Origin of the sequence: Pseudomonas sp. P867 (assembly GCF_019891455.1) — a bacterium.
GTDB lineage: Bacteria > Pseudomonadota > Gammaproteobacteria > Pseudomonadales > Pseudomonadaceae > Aquipseudomonas > Aquipseudomonas synxantha_A.
Genome location: NZ_JAFLXB010000013.1, coordinates 90,659 through 110,004, shown reverse-complemented (window position 1 = coordinate 110,004; position 19,346 = coordinate 90,659). Strand labels below are relative to the sequence as shown.

General features: G+C 61.8%; 18 protein-coding genes. 1 reads left to right on the top strand and 17 read right to left on the bottom strand.

Features of this window, described 5'->3' with window-relative positions; genetic code table 11:
- Positions 1-54 precede the first annotated feature (54 nt).
- On the bottom strand, positions 55-1,323 hold the full coding sequence (locus J1G33_RS21785; protein WP_078820160.1) for an Hsp70 family protein: 1,269 nt from the start codon (positions 1,321-1,323) through the stop codon (positions 55-57).
- Between the two features lie 238 nt (positions 1,324-1,561).
- On the opposite strand from J1G33_RS21785, the gene J1G33_RS21780 reads away from it, so the two are divergent.
- Positions 1,562-2,500: a DnaJ C-terminal domain-containing protein gene (locus tag J1G33_RS21780; protein WP_032878155.1), complete on the top strand. Its 939-nt coding sequence runs from the start codon at positions 1,562-1,564 to the stop codon at positions 2,498-2,500.
- A gap of 45 nt (positions 2,501-2,545) precedes the next feature.
- On the opposite strand, the gene ureC is transcribed toward J1G33_RS21780, so the two are convergent.
- From ureC to J1G33_RS21700, 16 genes are all read right to left on the bottom strand, one after another.
- Positions 2,546-4,246 (bottom strand): urease subunit alpha, encoded by a 1,701-nt coding sequence (gene ureC, locus J1G33_RS21775; protein ID WP_078820161.1) that lies wholly within the window; start codon positions 4,244-4,246, stop codon positions 2,546-2,548.
- 118 nt (positions 4,247-4,364) lie between these two features.
- Complete coding sequence (locus tag J1G33_RS21770) at positions 4,365-4,670, bottom strand: urease subunit beta (protein ID WP_122732365.1); 306 nt, start codon at positions 4,668-4,670, stop codon at positions 4,365-4,367.
- The gene (locus J1G33_RS21765) at positions 4,667-5,200 is read right to left on the bottom strand and encodes a GNAT family N-acetyltransferase (protein ID WP_223018727.1); all 534 of its coding nucleotides are present in this window, start codon (positions 5,198-5,200) and stop codon (positions 4,667-4,669) included. Before J1G33_RS21765 ends, J1G33_RS21770 begins: the two co-directional genes overlap by 4 nt.
- Positions 5,201-5,205: 5 nt before the next feature.
- A complete protein-coding gene (locus J1G33_RS21760; RefSeq protein WP_032878150.1) occupies positions 5,206-5,718 on the bottom strand; it encodes a GNAT family N-acetyltransferase in 513 nt (170 codons plus the stop codon).
- A 9-nt stretch (positions 5,719-5,727) separates the two neighbouring features.
- A complete protein-coding gene (gene ureA / locus J1G33_RS21755; protein ID WP_032878149.1) occupies positions 5,728-6,030 on the bottom strand; it encodes an urease subunit gamma in 303 nt (100 codons plus the stop codon).
- A 159-nt stretch (positions 6,031-6,189) separates the two neighbouring features.
- Complete coding sequence (locus J1G33_RS21750; protein ID WP_223018726.1) at positions 6,190-7,029, bottom strand: urease accessory protein UreD; 840 nt, start codon at positions 7,027-7,029, stop codon at positions 6,190-6,192.
- Between the two features lie 31 nt (positions 7,030-7,060).
- Complete coding sequence (gene urtE, locus J1G33_RS21745) at positions 7,061-7,759, bottom strand: urea ABC transporter ATP-binding subunit UrtE (RefSeq protein ID WP_078820165.1); 699 nt, start codon at positions 7,757-7,759, stop codon at positions 7,061-7,063.
- A gap of 148 nt (positions 7,760-7,907) precedes the next feature.
- Positions 7,908-8,741, bottom strand: a complete 834-nt coding sequence (urtD, locus tag J1G33_RS21740; RefSeq protein WP_087149500.1) for an urea ABC transporter ATP-binding protein UrtD — start codon at positions 8,739-8,741, stop codon at positions 7,908-7,910.
- The gene (gene urtC, locus J1G33_RS21735; RefSeq protein WP_223018725.1) at positions 8,738-9,805 is read right to left on the bottom strand and encodes an urea ABC transporter permease subunit UrtC; all 1,068 of its coding nucleotides are present in this window, start codon (positions 9,803-9,805) and stop codon (positions 8,738-8,740) included. Before urtC ends, urtD begins: the two co-directional genes overlap by 4 nt.
- Positions 9,805-11,307 carry an urea ABC transporter permease subunit UrtB gene (gene urtB / locus J1G33_RS21730; protein ID WP_148852887.1) on the bottom strand — a complete coding sequence of 501 codons (1,503 nt, stop codon included), beginning with the start codon at positions 11,305-11,307 and terminating at the stop codon, positions 9,805-9,807. Before urtB ends, urtC begins: the two co-directional genes overlap by 1 nt.
- A gap of 165 nt (positions 11,308-11,472) precedes the next feature.
- Positions 11,473-12,738 carry an urea ABC transporter substrate-binding protein gene (gene urtA / locus J1G33_RS21725; RefSeq protein WP_005784337.1) on the bottom strand — a complete coding sequence of 422 codons (1,266 nt, stop codon included), beginning with the start codon at positions 12,736-12,738 and terminating at the stop codon, positions 11,473-11,475.
- A gap of 184 nt (positions 12,739-12,922) precedes the next feature.
- Positions 12,923-13,933, bottom strand: coding sequence for an iron ABC transporter permease (locus J1G33_RS21720; RefSeq protein WP_223018724.1), 1,011 nt, complete (start codon positions 13,931-13,933; stop codon positions 12,923-12,925).
- A complete protein-coding gene (locus J1G33_RS21715) occupies positions 13,930-14,877 on the bottom strand; it encodes an ABC transporter substrate-binding protein (RefSeq protein ID WP_223018723.1) in 948 nt (315 codons plus the stop codon). Before J1G33_RS21715 ends, J1G33_RS21720 begins: the two co-directional genes overlap by 4 nt.
- The gene (locus J1G33_RS21710) at positions 14,874-15,662 is read right to left on the bottom strand and encodes an ABC transporter ATP-binding protein (protein WP_078820168.1); all 789 of its coding nucleotides are present in this window, start codon (positions 15,660-15,662) and stop codon (positions 14,874-14,876) included. Before J1G33_RS21710 ends, J1G33_RS21715 begins: the two co-directional genes overlap by 4 nt.
- Positions 15,662-17,770, bottom strand: coding sequence for a TonB-dependent receptor (locus J1G33_RS21705; protein ID WP_223018722.1), 2,109 nt, complete (start codon positions 17,768-17,770; stop codon positions 15,662-15,664). The genes J1G33_RS21710 and J1G33_RS21705 overlap by 1 nt, the downstream gene beginning before the upstream one ends.
- A 151-nt stretch (positions 17,771-17,921) precedes the next feature.
- Positions 17,922-19,304: a PepSY domain-containing protein gene (locus J1G33_RS21700; RefSeq protein ID WP_223018721.1), complete on the bottom strand. Its 1,383-nt coding sequence runs from the start codon at positions 19,302-19,304 to the stop codon at positions 17,922-17,924.
- Positions 19,305-19,346 lie beyond the last annotated feature (42 nt).

The window sequence follows — 19,346 nt, the reverse complement described above, 5'->3', positions numbered from 1 at the left end:
GCAAGTGGAAGCAGATTGGCTTTTACTTGCCGCTTGCAGCTGAAAACTTACCGCTTAAGACCCATAACGCTTGCTGGCTTCAATCGCCAACCCGCTGCCGATACTGCCAAAGATATTGCCTTCCACATGCCGCGCATTCGGCAGCATCGCCGAGATACTGTGGCGCAACGCGGGGATGCCGCTGGAACCACCGGTGAAGAACACCGTGTCCACCTGGGCCACGCTCACCGAGGCGTCATTGAGCAGTTGCGTGACACTGCCGCGCACGCGTTCGAGCAGGTTGTCGATGGAGGACTCGAACAGCGCCCGGCTCAGGTCCACGCTCAGGCCGGCTTCGATACGGTCCAATGGCACATGGCGGCTGTCTGCCTGGGTCAGCTGGATCTTGGTCTCTTCCACTTCCATCGCCAGCCAGTGCCCGGCGCGCTGTTCGATCAGCTTGAACAGGCGGTCGATGCCGCCGGTGTCTTCGATGTCGTAGCGCATGCTGCCCAGGGCCAGCTGGGACTTTTGCGAGTACACCGAGTTGATGGTGTGCCAGGTCGCCAGGTTCATGTGGTGGCTGGTAGGCATGTAGGCGCCGCTCTTCATGCGGCTGCCGTAGCCGAACAGCGGCATCATGCCGGCCAGCGAGAGTTGCTTATCGAAATCGGTTCCGCCGATGTGCACGCCACCGGTGGCGAGGATGTCGCTCTGGCGGTTGTCGTTGTGACGGCGGTCCGGCGACAGGCGCACCAGGGAGAAGTCGGAGGTACCACCGCCGATGTCGACGATCAGCACCAGCTCCTCTTTTTCAATGGTGGACTCGTAGTCGAACGCCGCCGCAATCGGTTCGTACTGGAACGAGATGTCCTTGAAGCCGATCTTGCGCGCCACGTCCACCAGGGTGTTCTCGGCTTCCTGGTCGGCCATCGGGTCGTCATCGACGAAGAATACCGGGCGGCCCAATACCACTTCTTCGAACTCACGCCCCGCGTTGGCTTCGGCGCGGCTCTTGAGTTGGCCGATAAACAGCGCCAGCAGGTCGGTAAAAGGCATTGCAGTGCCAAGCACGCTGGTGTCGTGCTTGATCAGCTTGGAACCCAGCAGGCTCTTGAGCGAGCGCATCAAGCGGCCTTCGTAGTTCTCCAGGTATTCGTGCAGCGCCAGGCGACCGTACACCGGGCGGCGCTCCTCAAAGTTGAAGAAGACCACCGACGGCAGGGTGATTTTGTCGTCCTCCAGCGCGATCAGCGTTTCCATGCCGGGGCGGATCCAGCCGACGGTGGAGTTGGACGTGCCGAAGTCAATGCCGCAGGCACGGGCTGGGGATGGGTTTTTCATGTCTATCGGGTTCCGGTTGAAAAACGGCCGCGCAGTGTATGCCAGTCGCAAGCGCTTGCGTAGGCCAACCATCCGTTAAATCGTGCTTGAAAGTACGGGATTTGCCCCCACATCTGTTGCATACGGCTGATGCCGATAACACTTTGACGTACCCCCAGGCCGCAACCCTCACCAGGTGCAAACCAGCGCACGTTGCGCCCCGGGCAGTGCGATCTCGATAAAGGATGGTGAACCGTCGATGGATTTCAAAGATTACTACAAGATTCTGGGTGTCGAGCCGACGGCCGATGACAAGGAAATCAAGGCTGCCTATCGCAAGCTCGCGCGCAAATATCACCCCGATGTGAGCAAGGAAAAAGACGCCGAAGAGAAATTCAAGGACGCGTCCGAAGCCTATGAAGCGCTTAAAAGCGCCGACAAGCGAGCCGAGTACGACGAATTGCGCAAATACGGCCAGCATGGCCAGCCGTTCCAGGGCCCGCCGGGCTGGCAGAGCCGTGGCGGCTTTGGCGGAGGCCAGGACGCGGGCGATTTCTCGGACTTTTTCAGCTCGATCTTTGGCTCGCGCGGCGATGCTTTCGGTGGTGGCCAACGTCGTCCTACCGGGCGCAAGGGCCAGGATGTGGAGATGCAGCTGTCGGTCTCCCTTGAGGAAACCCTGTCGGCCGAGTCCAAGCAGATCAGCTTTCAGGTGCCGCAATACGACGCCTCTGGCCGGCATGTCAGCAATAGCGTCAAGAGCCTGAATGTGAAGATCCCCGCCGGTGTAGCCGACGGGGAGCGCATCCGTCTCAAGGCCCAGGGCGCGCCAGGCATTGGCGGTGGCGCCAATGGCGACCTGTACCTGATCATCAAGTTTGCGCCGCACCCCAAGTTCGAGGTCGATGGCGAGAACCTGGTCATCAACCTGCCGCTGGCCCCGTGGGAGTTGGCCTTGGGTGCGGAAGTGGCAGTGCCGACCCTGACCGGCAAGATCAACCTCAAGGTGCCTGCCGGCAGCCAGAATGGCCAGCGTATGCGCGCCAAGGGCCATGGCTTGCTGAACAAGGCCGGGCAACGTGGCTACCTGTTCATCCAGTTGAAGGCGGTCATGCCCCCTGCGGGCAATGAGGATGTGAAAGCGTTGTGGCAGGAGCTGGCGCAAAAAGCCGCTTTTAACCCACGCGAGCAGTTCTAAGGTCCTGTGGCGAGAGAGCAAGCTCCCTCGCCACATGAGTTTGAGCTAGAACAGGAAATATCGCTGCGCCATCGGCAGGACTTCAGCCGGTTCACACCACAGCAGTACGCCATCGGCCTTGACCTGATAGGTCTGCGGATCAACCTCGATATCCGGCAGGTAATCGTTGTGGATCAGGTCGCTTTTCTGCACATCGCGGCAGCCCTTGACCACTGCAATCTGCTTCTTCAATCCCAGGGCCTCGGGCAGGCCGGCGTCCTGTGCCGCCTGGCTGATAAACGTCAGGCTGGTGGCGTGCAGCGAGCTGCCGAAGCTGGCGAACATCGGGCGGTAATGCACCGGTTGCGGTGTGGGAATCGAGGCGTTGGCATCGCCCATCAGGCTCGACGCAATCGCGCCGCCCTTGAGGATCAGGGTCGGCTTGATACCGAAAAACGCCGGGCGCCACAACACCAGGTCCGCCCATTTGCCGACTTCGACGGAACCGACGATATGGCTCACGCCGTGGGTGATCGCCGGGTTGATGGTGTACTTGGCGATGTAGCGCTTGGCGCGGAAGTTGTCGTTGCCGGGGCCGTCACCTGGCAGTGGGCCGCGCTGTTTTTTCATCTTGTCGGCGGTCTGCCAGGTGCGCGTGATCACCTCGCCGACACGGCCCATGGCCTGGCTGTCTGAACTGATCATCGAGAACGCGCCGAGGTCATGCAGGATGTCTTCGGCGGCGATGGTCTCGCGGCGGATGCGGCTCTCGGCGAAGGCCACGTCTTCGGCGATGCTCGGGTCCAGGTGATGGCAGACCATCAGCATGTCCAAGTGCTCGTCGATGGTGTTGCGGGTGAATGGCCGCGTCGGGTTGGTAGAACTGGGCAGCACGTTCGGGTAACCGCACGCCTTGATGATGTCAGGTGCGTGGCCGCCACCGGCACCTTCAGTGTGGTAAGTGTGAATGGTGCGGCCCTTGAGCGCGGCGAGGGTGGTTTCGACGAAGCCCGACTCGTTGAGCGTGTCACTGTGGATCGCCACCTGCACATCGTACTGGTCGGCGACGCTCAGGCAGTTATCAATGCTGGCGGGCGTGGTGCCCCAGTCTTCATGCAGCTTCAAACCAATGGCACCGGCCTTGACCTGCTCGATCAACGGCTCGGGCAAACTGGCGTTGCCCTTGCCGGTGAACCCGATGTTCATCGGGAACGAATCACTGGCCTGCAGCATCCGTGCAAGGTGCCACGGCCCCGACGTGCAGGTGGTGGCATTGGTACCGGTGGCCGGCCCGGTGCCGCCACCGATCATGGTGGTGACGCCGCTGGTCAGTGCTTCTTCGATCTGCTGCGGGCAGATGAAGTGCACATGGGAGTCGATGCCGCCGGCGGTGAGGATCATGCCTTCACCGGCGATCACTTCGGTGCTGGCGCCAATGGCCATGGTCACGCCGGGCTGGATATCCGGGTTGCCGGCCTTGCCGATGGCATGGATGCGACCGTTCTTCAAGCCAACGTCAGCCTTGACGATGCCCCAGTGGTCAATGATCAGCGCATTGGTGATCAGGGTGTCCACTACCTCATGGGCGAGCAACTGGCTCTGGCCCTGGCCGTCACGGATCACCTTGCCGCCGCCGAATTTGACTTCTTCGCCATAGACGGTGAAGTCCTGTTCGACTTCGACAAACAGCTCGGTGTCGGCCAGGCGGACCTTGTCGCCGACGGTGGGGCCATACATGTCGGCGTAGGCTTGGCGGCTGATTTTCATGTGGTTGCCCTGATTAATTGTGTTGAATGTGAGATCGCTATCGCGGGCAAGCCCGCTCCCACATTTTGATTTGTGAACACTGTCAAAAGGTGGGAGCCGGCTTGCCTGCGATGAGGCCCTAGAGGTCGCCCATAATTCGACCGGCAAACCCGAACACCCGGCGCCCGCCGCTCAAATCGACTAACTCCACCTCCCTACGCTGCCCCGGCTCAAACCGAACCGCCGTGCCTGCCGGAATATTCAGGCGCATACCGCGGCTCGCTGCACGGTCAAATTCCAGCGCGTCATTGGTCTCGAAAAAATGGTAATGCGAGCCCACCTGAATCGGCCGGTCGCCGCTATTGGCCACGCTCAAGGTGACGGTGCGGCGGCCGACATTCAGTTCGATCTCGCCAGGCTGGATCTGATATTCACCAGGAATCATGCCGGTTGCCCCAGGGTCTTGTAGTAGATGGCGGTCGGGCTGTAGCGCCCGTCCGGGCTTTGGCAGTAATCGGGCAGCTCACCGATCTTGATGTAGCGCAGCGACTGATAGAAGGCTTCGGCGCCGGAGCCGGCCTCGGTGTCCAGATACAGCAGGCCGCGCTTGTGCTGGCGTGCGGCGAGCTCCAGGCTGTGCATCAATTGCTGGCCCAGGCCATGGCGGCGGGCGCTGCTGTGCACCAGCAACTTTTGCACTTCGGCGCGGTTGAGGCCATTGGCCTTTTGGCACAGCGCCAGTTGTACACTGGCGACTACCCGTTCTTCACGTACCACCACCCACAACAGCAGGCTGGCGTCTTCGATACCGGCTTGCACGCCGGCCAGATACTCGCGGGCCTGGGCCTCATCGAAGTCGGCCATAAAGCCCACCGACGCGCCATGCTGCACCGCGTCCAGCAACAACTCGATCAAGCCCAGGCGGTAATGGGCAAAACTTTCAGCATTGACTCGACGCAGTTGTGCAGCGTTCATCGATCTCACTCCTTGGGCGGTTCGGCGCCCGGGTTCAAGGTCAGTTGCATAAAGGTCAGGTCCAGCCAGCGGCCGAACTTGATGCCCACTTGCGGCATATGCCCGGTGGTGATGAAACCCAGGCGTTCATGCAGGTGGACCGAGGCCAGGTTGCCGCTTTCGATGGCGGCGACCATGACGTGCTTGCCGCAGCTGCGGGCGCGCTCGATCAGGGCCTGCATCAGGCGTGGACCGAGGCCTTTGCCGCGCTGGTCATTGCGCACGTACACCGAGTGTTCGACGCTATAGCGAAAGCCTTCGAAAGGTCGCCAGTCGCCGAATGAGGCGTAGCCGGTGACTTCGTCGTTTTCCACCGCGACCAGGATCGGGTACTGCTGCGCCTGGCGTGCGCTGAACCAGGCTTGGCGGTTGGCCAGGTCCACCGGTTGTTCGTTCCAGATCGCCGTGGTGTTGAGCACCGCGTCGTTGTAGATGTCGCGGATCGCCGGCAGGTCTTGCTCGGTAGCATCACGAATCATGGCCGGGCCTCACGCGATTGGCTGGTGGACAGTCACCAGCTTGGTGCCATCGGGGAAGGTGGCTTCCACCTGGATATCCGGGATCATTTCCGGGATGCCTTCCATCACTTGCTCGCGGCTGAGCAAGGTGGTGCCGAAGTGCATCAACTCGGCCACGGTGCGGCCATCGCGAGCGCCTTCCATCAGCGCGGCCGAGATATAGGCGATGGTTTCCGGGTAGTTGAGCTTCACGCCGCGCGCCAAGCGGCGCTCGGCCACCAGGCCGGCGGTGAAGATCAGCAGTTTGTCTTTTTCCCGTGGGGTCAAATCCATGGTTCAAGGTCCTTCAAACAGCATTCATAAAAACACCGCAGATCCCCTGTGGAAACAGGCCGGTGTGGGAGCTGGCTTGCCTGCGATAGCGGTGTATCAGGCACACCGCCATCGCAGGCAAGCCAGCTCCCACATAAACTCAGTTTCACTTGTTGATCTTCATGTGCTCCAGATTCGTGGTGCGACGGCTTCTCGCCCCAGCACTGCCGGGCGCAACAGCCGCCATAAATCAATCAACCACCCCCGCGCCAACAGCGCTTCCTCGGCCAGACAACGCGCCACCAGCAACCCAGGCAGTTGGGTCAAATCTCCGCGCACCGCGTGGGGCAGCGAGCGGCAATGCTCAAGCAATTCAGGATCGACCTCACCCGTCACCAGCAACGTGGCAAACACCGGCTGCCCATCCAGCCCGATGGGCGAATCCAGCAACCCATCGGCGCCCACAATGCGCTGGCGCTCATGCCAGAGCAACTGGCCGTCGCGGCGAATATCCAGGTGTGATTGAAAGTGGCCGAGGTCGAACCGCTCGCCGCTGGCCGGGCGCCCCAGGGCGACCACGTCCCAGTAGAACAACCGCGCATCGCCCGAGAGCTCGATGCGCGTAGTGAGTTCGGCCTGGGCGGCGCTGAACACGATGGTTTCCTGGGGCAGCCATTCCAGGGTCGCGCCGGCCTCGACGGTCAACTCAAGTTGCTGAAATGCCGGGCCGCTGGCGCGGTACCACTTGGCGGCGCCGGGGCTGGTCAACTGCGCCCATGCACCGGCGCTGACGTGGGCGCTGATGTCCAGGCGATCGCCGCCGGCAATTCCGCCGGGCGGGTGCACGATGATGTGCTGGCACACCTGGGGGCCTTCGGCGTACAGGTGCTTTTGCACGCGCAGCGGGCCCAGGTGGCGGCGCAATACCGGGCGCGTGGTGTCGCCGAAACGCGCGTAGCCGAGTTCCAGCGCGGCGTGCCAGCTGGGGGTGAACAGGGCAGGGGAAACGGGCAGGTTCATGGTTTTTGGCTTAATGTCGTGACGCCACAGATTAGATGGTTACGAGGCCGCGTACACCTTCGCTCTCCATATTTTCACCGCGGCCCTGCTGCACGATTTCACCGCGTGACATCACCAGGTAGTGGTCGGCCAGTTCGGCAGCGAAGTCGTAGAACTGCTCCACCAGCAGGATCGCCATGTCGCCACGCTCGGCAAGCTTCTTGATCACCGCACCGATCTCCTTGATCACCGACGGCTGGATACCTTCGGTGGGCTCATCGAGGATCAGCAGGCGCGGGCGGCTGGCCAGGGCGCGGCCAATCGCCAACTGTTGCTGCTGGCCCCCGGACAAATCGCCGCCGCGTCGATGCTTCATCTGCAGCAACACCGGAAACAGCTCGTAGATGAACGCGGGCACTTCCCTGGCTTCGGAACCGGGGAAGCGCGACAGCCCCATCAGCAGATTTTCTTCCACCGTCAGCCGGCCAAAAATCTCCCGGCCCTGAGGCACATAAGCGATCCCGGCATGGACACGCTGGTGCGGCTTGAAGCCGGTGATGGCCTTGCCTTCCCAATTCACCGCGCCCTCCTTGGCCGGCAGCAAGCCCATCAGGCACTTGAGCAGGGTGGTCTTGCCCACGCCGTTGCGGCCGAGCAGGCAGGTGACTTCGCCGATTTTCACGTCGAAGGACAGCCCGCGCAGGATGTGGCTACCGCCGTAGTACTGGTGCAGTTTGTCGACTTGCAGCATTCTCAATACCTCTTCAATCCCCCTGCGGGAACCGGATCAAATGTGGGAGCTGGCTTGCCTGCGATGCAGGCGACTCGGTGTTTGTGTGACACTGAGGTGACGCCATCGCAGGCAAGCCAGCTCCCACATAAAGCAGTTCGTGTCAGCGTTAGCGACCGAGGTAGACCTCGATCACCCGCTCATTTTCCTGCACCTGTTCCAGCGACCCTTCGGCCAATACGCTGCCCTGGTGCAACACGGTGACGTGATCAGCGATGGAGCCGACAAAGCCCATGTCGTGCTCCACCACCATCAACGAATGCTTGCCGGCCAGGCGCTTGAACAGTTCGGCAGTGAATTCGGTTTCGGCGTCGGTCATGCCGGCCACCGGTTCGTCGAGCAGCAACAGTTGCGGGTCTTGCATCAGCAACATGCCGATTTCCAGGAACTGCTTCTGGCCGTGGGACAGTAAACCCGCGGGCCGATGCACCGAGGCGGTCAGGCGGATGGTGTCGAGCACTTCATCGATGCGGTCTTTTTGCTCGCCACTCAGGCGCGCCCGCAGGCTGGCCCACACCGACTTGTCGGTCTTCTGCGCCAGCTCAAGGTTTTCGAACACGCTGAGGGCTTCGAACACCGTAGGCTTCTGGAACTTGCGGCCGATACCGGCCTGGGCGATTTGCACTTCGCTCATGCTGGTCAGGTCCAGGGTTTCGCCGAACCAGGCCCTACCGTGGCTGGGCCGGGTCTTGCCGGTGATCACGTCCATCAACGTGGTCTTGCCCGCGCCGTTGGGACCGATGATGCAGCGCAATTCGCCGACGCCGATATACAGGTTCAGGTCATTCAACGCTTTGAAACCGTCGAAGCTGACGCTGATATCTTCCAGGGTCAGGATGGTGCCGTGGCGGGTGTTGAGCCCTTTGCCTGCGGCCTGGCCGATACCGATCGCATCGCGGCCGCTGCCCGCATCGAAAATAGGTTCAAGCATGACGTTCCTCATTTCTTCAGCAGGCCGATAACGCCCTTGGGCAGGTACAGGGTGACAATGATGAACAGCGCCCCCAGGAAGAACAGCCAGTACTCGGGAAACGCCACCGTGAACCAGCTCTTCATGCCGTTGACCACCCCAGCGCCGAGCAATGGCCCGATCAGTGTGCCCCGCCCGCCGAGGGCGACCCATACGGCGGCCTCGATGGAGTTGGTCGGCGACATTTCGCTGGGGTTGATAATGCCCACCTGCGGCACATACAGCGCCCCCGCCAACCCGCACAACACTGCGCTCAACACCCACACGAACAACTTGAAGCCACGCGGGTCGTAACCACAGAACATCAGGCGGTTCTCGGCATCGCGCAAGGCGGTCAGCACGCGGCCGAACTTGCTCTGCGCCAGGCGCCAGCCGATGTACAGGCTGGCTACCAGCAACAGCACCGTGGCCACAAACAACACCGCCCGTGTGCCAGGTTCTGTAATGCCAAAGCCCAGGATGCTGCGAAAATTGGTAAAGCCGTTATTGCCGCCAAAGCCGGTCTCGTTGCGAAAGAACAGCAGCATTCCGGCAAAGGTCAGGGCCTGGGTCATGATCGAGAAATACACGCCTTTGATTCGCGAGCGGAAGGCGAAGAAGCCGAACACCAGCGCGAGCAATCCCGGGGCCAGTACCACCAGGCAGAGTGCCCAGAGAAAGTTGTCGGTGCCGGTCCAGTACCAGGGCAATTCGGTCCAGGACAGAAACGTCATGAACGCCGGCAACCCATCGCCGGATGCCTGGCGCATCAGGTACATGCCCATGGCATAACCGCCCAGGGCGAAGAACAGACCGTGGCCCAGGGATAACATCCCGGCATAGCCCCACACCAGGTCCAGCGCGAGCGCGACGATGGCGTAGCAGAGGATCTTGCCCACCAGCGTCAGGGTGTAGGCCGATACATGCAGTGGATTGTCCGGCGCCAGCAGCGAACACAGTGGCAGCGCCAGCAGCAGGAACAGGATCACCACGCCGACGGCGATCGTCACCTTGGGGCCGGCCTTTTGCGTGGCCGTAAGCATCAATGGCTGGTTCATCAGTCGATCACCCGTCCTTTCAGTGCGAAGAGTCCTTGCGGGCGTTTCTGGATAAACAGAATGATCAGCGCGAGGATCAGGATCTTGCCGAGCACGGCACCGATTTGCGGTTCAAGAATCTTGTTGGCGATACCCAGGCCGAAGGCTGCCATTACGCTACCGGCCAACTGGCCGACGCCACCGAGTACCACCACCAGGAACGAGTCGATGATGTAGCTCTGGCCCAGGTCCGGGCCGACGTTGCCGATCTGGCTCAGGGCCACGCCACCAAGGCCTGCGATGCCGGAGCCCAGACCAAAGGCGAGCATGTCCACGCGCCCGGTGGGCACGCCGCAGCAGGCGGCCATGTTGCGGTTCTGGGTGACGGCGCGCACGTTAAGGCCCAGGCGTGTCTTGTTCAGCAACAACCAGGTGAGCACCACCACGAACAGCGCGAAGGCAATGATGACGATGCGGTTGTACGGCAGCACCAGGTTGGGCAGTACTTGAATACCGCCGGACAGCCAGGCGGGGTTGGACACTTCGACGTTCTGCGCGCCGAACACCAGGCGTACCAGTTGGATCAGCATCAGGCTGATGCCCCAGGTGGCGAGCAGGGTTTCCAGTGGTCGGCCATAGAGGTGACGAATCACCGTGCGTTCCAGGGCCATGCCGATGGCGGCGGTGACGAAGAACGCCACCGGCAGCGCGATCAGCGGGTAGAACTCGATGGCCTGGGGCACATAGCGCTGCATCATCAGCTGCACCACATAGGTGGAGTAGGCGCCGAGCATCAGCATCTCGCCATGGGCCATGTTGATCACGCCGAGCAGGCCGAAGGTGATCGCCAGACCCAGTGCCGCCAGCAATAGAATCGAGCCCAGCGACATGCCGCTGAACGCCTGCCCGAGGATCTCGCCGACCATCAGTTTGCGTTTGACCTGGGCCAGGCTGGTTTCGGCGGCGGTGTGCACGGCGGCATCGGTTTCCACGCCCGGCGCGAGCAGCGCTTCGAGGCGCGTGCGGGCCAGCGGGTCGCCGGTGCTGCCGAGCAGACGCACGGCGGCCAGTCGCACCGCAGGGTCGGTGTCCACCAGTTGCAGGTTGGCCAGGGCCAGGCTGAGGGCGCTGTGCACATCCTCGTCGGTTTCGGCGGCGACCTGCTGGTCGAGGAATTTCAACTGCGCAGGCACAGCGCTTTTTTGCAGGGTTCGAGCTGCCGCCAGGCGAACCTTGGGATCGGCGGCGAGCAGTTGCTGGCTGGCTTGGACGTTGTCGATCAGGCCGCGCAGACGGTTGTTCAGGCGTACGGTCTTGGTTTCGCCGTTGACGTTAAGTTGGCCTTGTTGCAGGGCATCCACCAGCTCGATGCGCGCCGGGTCAGGCTGGGCGGCCCAGTCCTGGAGCAGCTTGGCTTGTTGCATCGGGTTGGCGTTGATGAAGTCTTCGGCGTCGCTGGCGTGTGCGGCCAAAGGCAGCAACAACAGCACGGCGAGGATGAAGCGGTGGAGGGCAGTGGGCATACAAAAATGTCCTGATCATGCGGGGACAGTGGGGGCGCTGGTTGTCTGTGGGAGCTGGCTTGCCTGCGATGGCATCGCTGCGGTGTGTCAGGCACACCGAGTTGTTTGCATCGCAGGCAAGCCAGCTCCCACATTGACCATGCCCTACATTAGAGTCGTGGGGCTTTAGTTGCTCTTCACCGCGTAATCCGGCTTCTTGTCATTGCCCGGGATGTAAGGGCTCCATGGCTGTGCCCGAATCGGTGCTTCGGTCTGCCACACCACCGAGAACTGCCCATCAGCCTGGATCTCGCCGATCATCACCGGCTTGTGCAGGTGGTGGTTGGTCTTGTCCATGGTCAGGGTAAAGCCCGACGGTGCGGCGAAGGTCTGGCCGCCCAGGGCTTCGCGCACTTTGTCGACGTCGGTGGACTTGGCTTTCTCTGCCGCCTGGGCCCACATATGGATGCCCACATAGGTGGCTTCCATCGGGTCGTTGGTCACGGCTTTGTCTGCGCCCGGCAGGTTGTGCTTCTTGGCGTAGGCTTTCCAGTCGGCGACGAATTTCTGGTTGACCGGGTTCTCTACCGACTGGAAGTAATTCCACGCCGCCAGGTTGCCCACCAGTGGTTTGGTGTCGATGCCGCGCAGTTCTTCTTCGCCCACCGAGAACGCCACCACCGGTACTTCGGTGGCTTTCAAGCCCTGGTTGGCCAGCTCTTTGTAGAACGGCACGTTGGAATCGCCGTTGACGGTGGAGACCACCGCAGTCTTGCCGCCGGCGGAGAATTTCTTGATGTTGGCGACGATGGTCTGGTAATCGGCATGGCCGAACGGGGTGTAGACCTCTTCGATATCCTTATCCGCCACGCCTTTGGAATGCAGGAACGAGCGCAGGATCTTGTTGGTGGTGCGCGGGTACACGTAGTCGGTGCCCAGCAGGAAGAAGCGCTTGGCACTGCCGCCTTCTTCGCTCATCAGGTATTCCACTGCCGGAATCGCCTGCTGGTTCGGCGCCGCACCGGTGTAGAACACGTTAGGCGACATCTCTTCGCCTTCATATTGCACCGGGTAGAACAGCAAACCGTTGAGTTCTTCGAACACCGGCAATACGGATTTGCGCGACACCGAGGTCCAGCAGCCAAACACCACGGCAACCTTGTCCTGGGTCAACAGTTGCCGGCCTTTTTCTGCGAACAGCGGCCAGTTGGACGCCGGGTCCACCACCACTGGTTCGAGCATCTTGCCGTTCACGCCGCCCTTGGCGTTGATCTCGTCGATGGTCATCAGCGCCATGTCTTTAAGCGAGGTTTCGGAGATCGCCATGGTCCCGGACAACGAGTGTAGGATGCCGACCTTGATGGTCTCGGCGGCCTGGACGGTCCAGGTCAATCCCATGGCGGCAATGGATGCCGACAAAGTAAAAGCCTTGATCAAGCTGCGACGCTGCATGGTGCGATCTCCGTGGACTCAACACTGTTATGAGGGGAAAGTTGAGCAGGTGATTGCAAGCGCTGTGCCGAGTCGGAAAAAGGCATGAAATGGTCGCTTCGCCCAGGTCAGCGCATGGGAAATGCACCATGAAATGGCGGGTCGGTCTGCCAGGTGCGTGGCTGTGCGCTACAACGGGGCGCGCTCAACGCTTGCGCATCAAACCGATAAAAAACAGCCCGCCAATCGCCGCCGTCGCCACGCCAATCGGCAAGTCTTCGGGCGCTATCAGTGTGCGTGCGGCGACATCGACCCACACCAGGAACACACTGCCAAGCAGCACGCACACTGGCAGTAAACGCCGGTGTTCGGCACCTATCAGGCGCCGGGCGATGTGCGGCACCATCAGCCCGACAAAGCCGATAGAACCGCTGATGGACACCAGCACGCCGGTCATCAGCGAAGCGACCAGGAAGACTTTCAAGCGTACATTGCGTGCGTTCAAACCCAGGGTCACGGCGGTCTGCTCACCGGCCATCAATGCGTTGAGCGGGCGGGCCATGCCGAGCAGCAACAGCAACCCCAGCAGCACCGTGGTGGCGGGAATTGCCAGCAGTTCCCAGCGGGCCAGTCCCAGGCCGCCGAGCATCCAGAACATCACCGCCGAGGCGGCGCGGTGGTCACCCATGAACAGCAACAGGTTGGCCACCGCCATCATCACAAACGACACCGCTACACCGCACAGCAGCAGGCGATCACTTTCCAGGCGACCGTTGCGACTGGCGACGGCCAGCACCACCAACATGCTCAGCAGCGCACCGATAAAGGCGGCGAGGGGCAAGGTCAGCAGGCCGATGATTTCACCCACATGCAGCACCACGATCACCGCGCCGAGGGTGGCGCCGGAGGTCACACCGAGCAGGTGCGGGTCGGCCAGCGAGTTACGCGTGACCGCCTGCAGTACCGCGCCAATCAGTGCCAGCCCGGCGCCTACCAGCGCCCCCAGTAGCATACGCGGCACACGGATCAGCCAGACGATATGTTCCTGGCCCACACTCCAGTCCACCACACCCAAGCCGAACACCTTGTTCAGCAAAATTCGCCACACCACGTCCACTGGCACCCGCGCCGAACCGAACCCCAGGGAGATCACGCAGGAGACCAGCAACAAGGCACCCAGGGCGCTTAATAACAGGACGTAGTGACGGGTGATCATTCGCCGTGAAACCCCTTGGCCAGGGTTTCAACCGCTAGCACGTTGTCGATGCTTGGTGTGGCTTGCATATAGGGGATCACGATGAAGTGCTGGTGCTTGATGGCCTCCACCGATTGCAGTGCAGGGTGGTCAAGCAGGAACTGTTTCTTCTGTTCGGCGGTGACCTCGCTGTAGTCAACGATCACGATGACTTGTGGGTTGCGCTCAACGACGGTTTCCCAGTTGACTCGGGTCCAGCTGGCGTCGATGTCATCGAGGATGTTGCGCCCGCCGGCGGCGTCGATCAGCGCCTGGGGCATGCCCAGGCGGCCCGAGGTCATGGCGCGGTCTTCGCCGCTGTCGTAAAGGAACACCCGTGGCTTGTCGGCGGGCAGGTCTTTTTGCACCTCGGCCACTTGCGCCTGCATCTGGGCGATAAGGGTATTGGCGCGATCCTGCACGTCGAAGATCCTGCCCAGGTTGCGCAGGTCGTTATAGGTATCGTCGAGGCTTGCGGCTGGGCGCTTCATCACGAACGCACATGACTCGGTCAACTCATACACATTGATGCCCAAGGGTTGCAGGGTGTAAGGCGTGAGGTCGCCGCCCACGCGCATACCGTAATCCCAGCCGGCGAAGAAGAAATCCACGTTGGCGTTGAGCAGGGTTTCCACCGACGGGTACTTGCTCGCCAGTTCCGGCAGGCCGTCGAGGAGCGTGGCCATTTGCGGCGGTACTGACTTCCAGCCGGTCACGCCGCTGTAGCCGGCCATGCGTGGCTTGAGGCCCAGGGCGAGCATCATCTGGGTCATGTTGATGTCGTGGCTGACCGCGTGTTGTGGGGCTTGCTGGAAGGTTACGTCGCGGTTGCAACTTTTGATGGTCAGCGGGTATCGGGTGCTTTCGGCGAGTGCTTGAGCCGCGCCGAGCAACAGAGGCAGAGACAGCAGGATGCGCAGGATCATGGCTGGGTTATCCAAGTGATTCGTGGGTAGCCGTCCAAGGGGTGAGTGTCGATCAAGGCCTCGACGCCAAACACGTCGCGCAGCAACGCGGCGGTCAGCACTTCGTGGGGCGTGCCGCTGGCGACGATGCGCCCGTGGTGGATCACGTACAGGCGATCACAGAAGGCGGCGGCCAGGTTGAGGTCATGGATACTCGCCAGGGTGCCGATGTTCAAACGCCTGACCAGCCTGAGCAACTCAAGTTGATAACGCGGGTCGAGGTGGTTGGTCGGCTCGTCAAGGATCAACAGTTGCGGTTGCTGGGCCAGGGCGCGGGCAAGGATGACGCGCTGTTTTTCACCGCCGGACAGGGTCGCGAAGGCATGGTCCTCGAAGCCTTGCATGCCCACCGATTCCAGCGCTTGAAGGATCAGTTGCTGGTCGTGCAGTGTGTCGCTGTCGAACAAACCCTTGTGGGGTGTGCGCCCCATGGCGACCACCTCATCCACGCGTAAGCCGAAGGTATCGGGAAACTCCTGCAGCACCACGGCGATGCGTTGCGCGCACCACTTTGCGCTTTGCTTCCAGACATTCTGGTGCGCAAGCGATACATCACCGTGTTCTGGCCGGGTGAACCGATAGGCGCAGCGCAACAGGCTGGTCTTGCCACTGCCGTTAGGCCCGATCAGCCCGACAAACTCCCCGGCACCGACGCGCAGGCTGGCGTCACGCAGTTGGAACTGGTGATGGCAGTGGTTGTGGCCGGGTGGAGTCCAAGCCAGGTCGGTGAGGGTGAGTGAGGTCATTAGAAGGTGTAGTCCGCGGTAATGAACATGGAGCGAGGTACACCTAGAATCCACTGCTGCCCATCGTTGTATTGGCTGACCGCATAAGTGCGATCGAACAGGTTATTGAGTTGCAGGCCCAGCGTGGTGTCGCGCATGGCTTTCCACGACAACGTGGCATCGACCACGGTATAGCTCGGCAGCTCGCTCTGGTTGGCCATATCGGCATAGCGTGCGTCGACGTAACGCACACCGGCAGCGGCACGCACGTTGTCGGTCACGGCCTTGCTCAGCCACAGGTTGGCGGTGCGGCGCGGAACGTCCACCGGGCGGTTGCCGTCGCGGGAGACCTGTACGCCGTTGACGTCTTGTTTGAAATCGTCGTACTGCGCCCGCACGACGGCGGCGTTGGCTTGCAACTGCCAGGCGTGGGGCAGTTGCAAGTCGAGGCTGGCTTCCAGGCCGTTGGAGGATTGTTGGCCGACTTGCTGTTTGAAGTCCGGCTCACCCGGCACATCCGTCAGCAGTTTCTTTTTGACGATGTGGTAGGCGGCGAGGGTCCATTCTCCGCGGGCACCCCAGAACGCTTGTTTGATGCCGACCTCGGTCTGCTTGGCGGTAGACAGGTCGAACTGTTGCTGGCTCGGGCTCAGGGAGATCAGCCCGCCGACGCCGTCGGTGCTGGTGGCGTACTGGCCGTAGACCGAGGTGTCCGGGGTGATCGCGTAGACCAGACCGGCTTTCCAGTTATTGCCGGTGAGGGTTTTGTCGGATTGGCCGCCAGTGCGCAGGTCGTCGCGGTCGATATGCGCGTAGTCGCGGCGGATACCGGTGATCAGCGTGAGTTGGTCGGTCAACTGCAAGCGGTTTTCAGCAAAACCTGCGAAGGTTTTGGTCGTAGTGGAAAACACCGGTTTGAACGGGTCTTTACTGGCAAACGGCGCGGGCGCCGGGTGATACAGGTCGATGGGTTGGCCGGTTCCCGACACATCATTAAATGGCGTGTTGCTCGCCAGGCGGAAACGGATGCGGTTGTATTCCACGCCCGCTACGGTCTGGCTATCGAGGCCGAACAGGGTGTGCTTGAAGGTGAAGGTCTGGCGGTCGCCCACCTGTTCCTGATCGTGCTTGATACCGAAGTTGCCGCTGCGGGTCAGTTGGCCGTTGGTGAAATTGTAGTTCTCGGCGTTTTGCCAGCGGCGTTGGTTTTTCAGGTAATACAACTCGTTGGTGGCGCTGACGTTGTCGTTGAGTTGCCACTCGCTGGTCAGGCGCGTCCACTGGTCGTTGTAGTGCTGGGTGTCGTTGCTGACGTTGTAGTTCTTGTCGCGCAGGCCCTTGTGCAACTGGCCGTTGACCAGGGGCGTGCCGAAGTAGTTTTGTGGGCGCTGATCACCGTAGTCGCTGGCCAGGGTGAAACTCAGGTTGTCGGCTGGTTGCCAGCGCAGGGCGCCGCTGATGAAATCGCTGCTGGAATCGCCACGGTCGATGAAGCCGTTGCTGCGCAGGCGGTTGAGGTTCAAGCGGTAGCTCAAGGTGTCGGTCAGCGAGCCGCCGCTGTCGAGGGCTTGCTGCTGGCGGTCGTAGGAGCCGTAGCCAAGGCGGATATGGTTTTCGATCTCGCCCGCAAAGGGTTTTTTCGAGATCGTGTTGATCACCGCGCCGGTGGCGCCTTCGCCGTACAGCACCGAGGCCGGGCCGCGCAGCACGTCCACCCGCTCCACTGCCCAGCTGTCCACCGGGAAGGTCGAGGTGCCCATGCCGGTGTACATGCGGTTGCCGTCGTACAGCTGCATAACCGAGCTTTGGCCGGTAAAGCCGCGGGCCTGCAACGAGGTGCCGCCGTCGCCCGGCGTGCCGGTGCGGCTGATGCCGGTGGCGCGGGAGATGGCGTCCTGCACGCTGGCGTCGCCACGTTCGCGGATCTGGGCGCCGGTCTGGCTTTCAACGCTGCCGGGGGTTTGCAGCGCTGTGAGATTCAGGCGCGAACCGGCGGTGGTCGGGGTGTTGAGGTCAACGCGCTCACTATCCACTGCCGGTGCGGTAATGGGGCTGGCGGGCAGGATCAGGGCCTGGGCGTTGGTATGCAGGGCGAGCAGGCACAGGCCGCTCGCAAGGTAGTTGTTCATCGGTCGATCAGTCGCTTCTTGAGAGGTACTCGCCGCAGGGCGCGGCGAGCAACGATAGCGCAGAAAGTGTTATAAGTTAACACTTATCGGCTGCGGGGCAAAAGTCTGCGCAAGGCTACACAAGCCCCCTGGATTGGGCATCTCGCCTGTTTCATGCGGAACCTGAAGCGGATTCACCTTGGCCAAAAAAGCGCGACAGCACCAGACGATCCAGTACCCACACCACGATCAGCGACGCCCCCACCAGCGGGAAAACAAGTGCCAGGCCCAGCATGATCACCATCGCGGTTTTCCACTTTGGCAGGTCATGACGCAACGGCGGAACACCCACGCCACCGGCAGGGCGACGCTTCCACCAGATCACCACGCCGCTGACCGCACTGAGCAGGATCATCAGGCAGATCACCAGCACGATCAGTTGGTTGACCCAGCCGAACATCTTGCCTTCATGCAGCATCACGCCGGTCTCGGTGGCGCGGGCGACCAGGTTGTAATGTTCCCAACGCACATCGGCCAGGACCTTGCCGGTGTACTGGTCCACATGCAGGGTGGCGTCATTGCGCGGGTCGTTGGCGAACACCGCGACGGTGAATACCCCCGTGGCGGTGGTGGGGAAGGTGATGCTGTAGCCGGGCTCGACCTTGCGTGCATTGGCCAAGTCGACCACTTGTTGCAGGCGCACGCTTGGCGCGGCAGGGCCTGAGTGCATGGCGCCATGCTTCATGTGTTCGGCGTGGTCGCCGGACATCGGCATCGGCGTGTTTTCCATGGCCCAGGGCACGGTCTGTTGGGTGGCCGTGTTAAGCACGCGTGCCTGCTGGTCGGACTGCGGCACGTTGTTCCACATCGCCGCCGGGAAGGTGTTCCACAGGTCGGCGTATTGCTTGCCCCAGAAACCGGTCCAGGTCATGCCGCTGAGCAGCATGACCAGCAGAAATGCCGCGCCCCAGAAGCCGGCGACAGCGTGCAGGTCACGCCAGAACAAGCGGCCACGGCTGTTGAGGCGCGGCCACAATATGCCAGCCGATGACTTGCCACGCGGCCACCACAGGTACAGGCCGGACACCACCAGCATGACGCCCCAGCCGGCGGCGAGTTCTATCAGGCGGTCGCCGGTGGTGCCGATCATCAGCTCGCCGTGCAGGGCGCGGGCAATGGCCTGCAGGTTGTTTTTGGCGTCCTGCTCACCCAGGACTGTGCCGCGATACGGGTCGACGAATACGCTGATCTCGCGGCCCTGGTTGTGCATCACGAACTGCGCGCTGTTGGTGGCGTCGGCAGGCGGCAGGTATTTGCTGATCGCGGCCTGGGGGTAGGCGTCTTTGGCGCGTTGCAGCAGTTCGTCCGCGCTCAGAGCGTGCTCGGCTGTGGGTACGGTGAGCAGGTGGCCGTACATCAGCGGGTCGAGCTGGGGTTTGAACAGGTAGATGATGCCGGTCAGGGCCAGCAGCACCATGAAAGGGGCGACAAAGAGACCGGCGTAGAAGTGCCAGCGCCAGGCCAGGTTGTAGAAGGAGATTTTCGGTGTGCTCATCAGGGGCTCCGCAAGGCTTTTGATTTTTTTGTGTCGGTTACA

Coding starts and splice junctions, on each gene's coding strand:
- J1G33_RS21750 (WP_223018726.1), bottom strand. CDS start 7,029: ATGAACCTGCCCGTTTCCCCTGCCCTGTTCACCCCCAGCTGGCACGCC.
- J1G33_RS21770 (WP_122732365.1), bottom strand. CDS start 4,670: ATGATTCCTGGTGAATATCAGATCCAGCCTGGCGAGATCGAACTGAAT.
- urtB (WP_148852887.1), bottom strand. CDS start 11,307: ATGCCCACTGCCCTCCACCGCTTCATCCTCGCCGTGCTGTTGTTGCTG.
- urtE (WP_078820165.1), bottom strand. CDS start 7,759: ATGCTGCAAGTCGACAAACTGCACCAGTACTACGGCGGTAGCCACATC.
- J1G33_RS21715 (WP_223018723.1), bottom strand. CDS start 14,877: ATGATCCTGCGCATCCTGCTGTCTCTGCCTCTGTTGCTCGGCGCGGCT.
- J1G33_RS21705 (WP_223018722.1), bottom strand. CDS start 17,770: ATGAACAACTACCTTGCGAGCGGCCTGTGCCTGCTCGCCCTGCATACC.
- J1G33_RS21700 (WP_223018721.1), bottom strand. CDS start 19,304: ATGAGCACACCGAAAATCTCCTTCTACAACCTGGCCTGGCGCTGGCAC.
- ureA (WP_032878149.1), bottom strand. CDS start 6,030: ATGGATTTGACCCCACGGGAAAAAGACAAACTGCTGATCTTCACCGCC.
- J1G33_RS21765 (WP_223018727.1), bottom strand. CDS start 5,200: ATGAACGCTGCACAACTGCGTCGAGTCAATGCTGAAAGTTTTGCCCAT.
- urtD (WP_087149500.1), bottom strand. CDS start 8,741: ATGAGGAACGTCATGCTTGAACCTATTTTCGATGCGGGCAGCGGCCGC.
- J1G33_RS21785 (WP_078820160.1), bottom strand. CDS start 1,323: ATGAAAAACCCATCCCCAGCCCGTGCCTGCGGCATTGACTTCGGCACG.
- ureC (WP_078820161.1), bottom strand. CDS start 4,246: ATGAAAATCAGCCGCCAAGCCTACGCCGACATGTATGGCCCCACCGTC.
- J1G33_RS21780 (WP_032878155.1), top strand. CDS start 1,562: ATGGATTTCAAAGATTACTACAAGATTCTGGGTGTCGAGCCGACGGCC.
- J1G33_RS21710 (WP_078820168.1), bottom strand. CDS start 15,662: ATGACCTCACTCACCCTCACCGACCTGGCTTGGACTCCACCCGGCCAC.
- J1G33_RS21720 (WP_223018724.1), bottom strand. CDS start 13,933: ATGATCACCCGTCACTACGTCCTGTTATTAAGCGCCCTGGGTGCCTTG.
- urtC (WP_223018725.1), bottom strand. CDS start 9,805: ATGAACCAGCCATTGATGCTTACGGCCACGCAAAAGGCCGGCCCCAAG.
- urtA (WP_005784337.1), bottom strand. CDS start 12,738: ATGCAGCGTCGCAGCTTGATCAAGGCTTTTACTTTGTCGGCATCCATT.
- J1G33_RS21760 (WP_032878150.1), bottom strand. CDS start 5,718: ATGATTCGTGATGCTACCGAGCAAGACCTGCCGGCGATCCGCGACATC.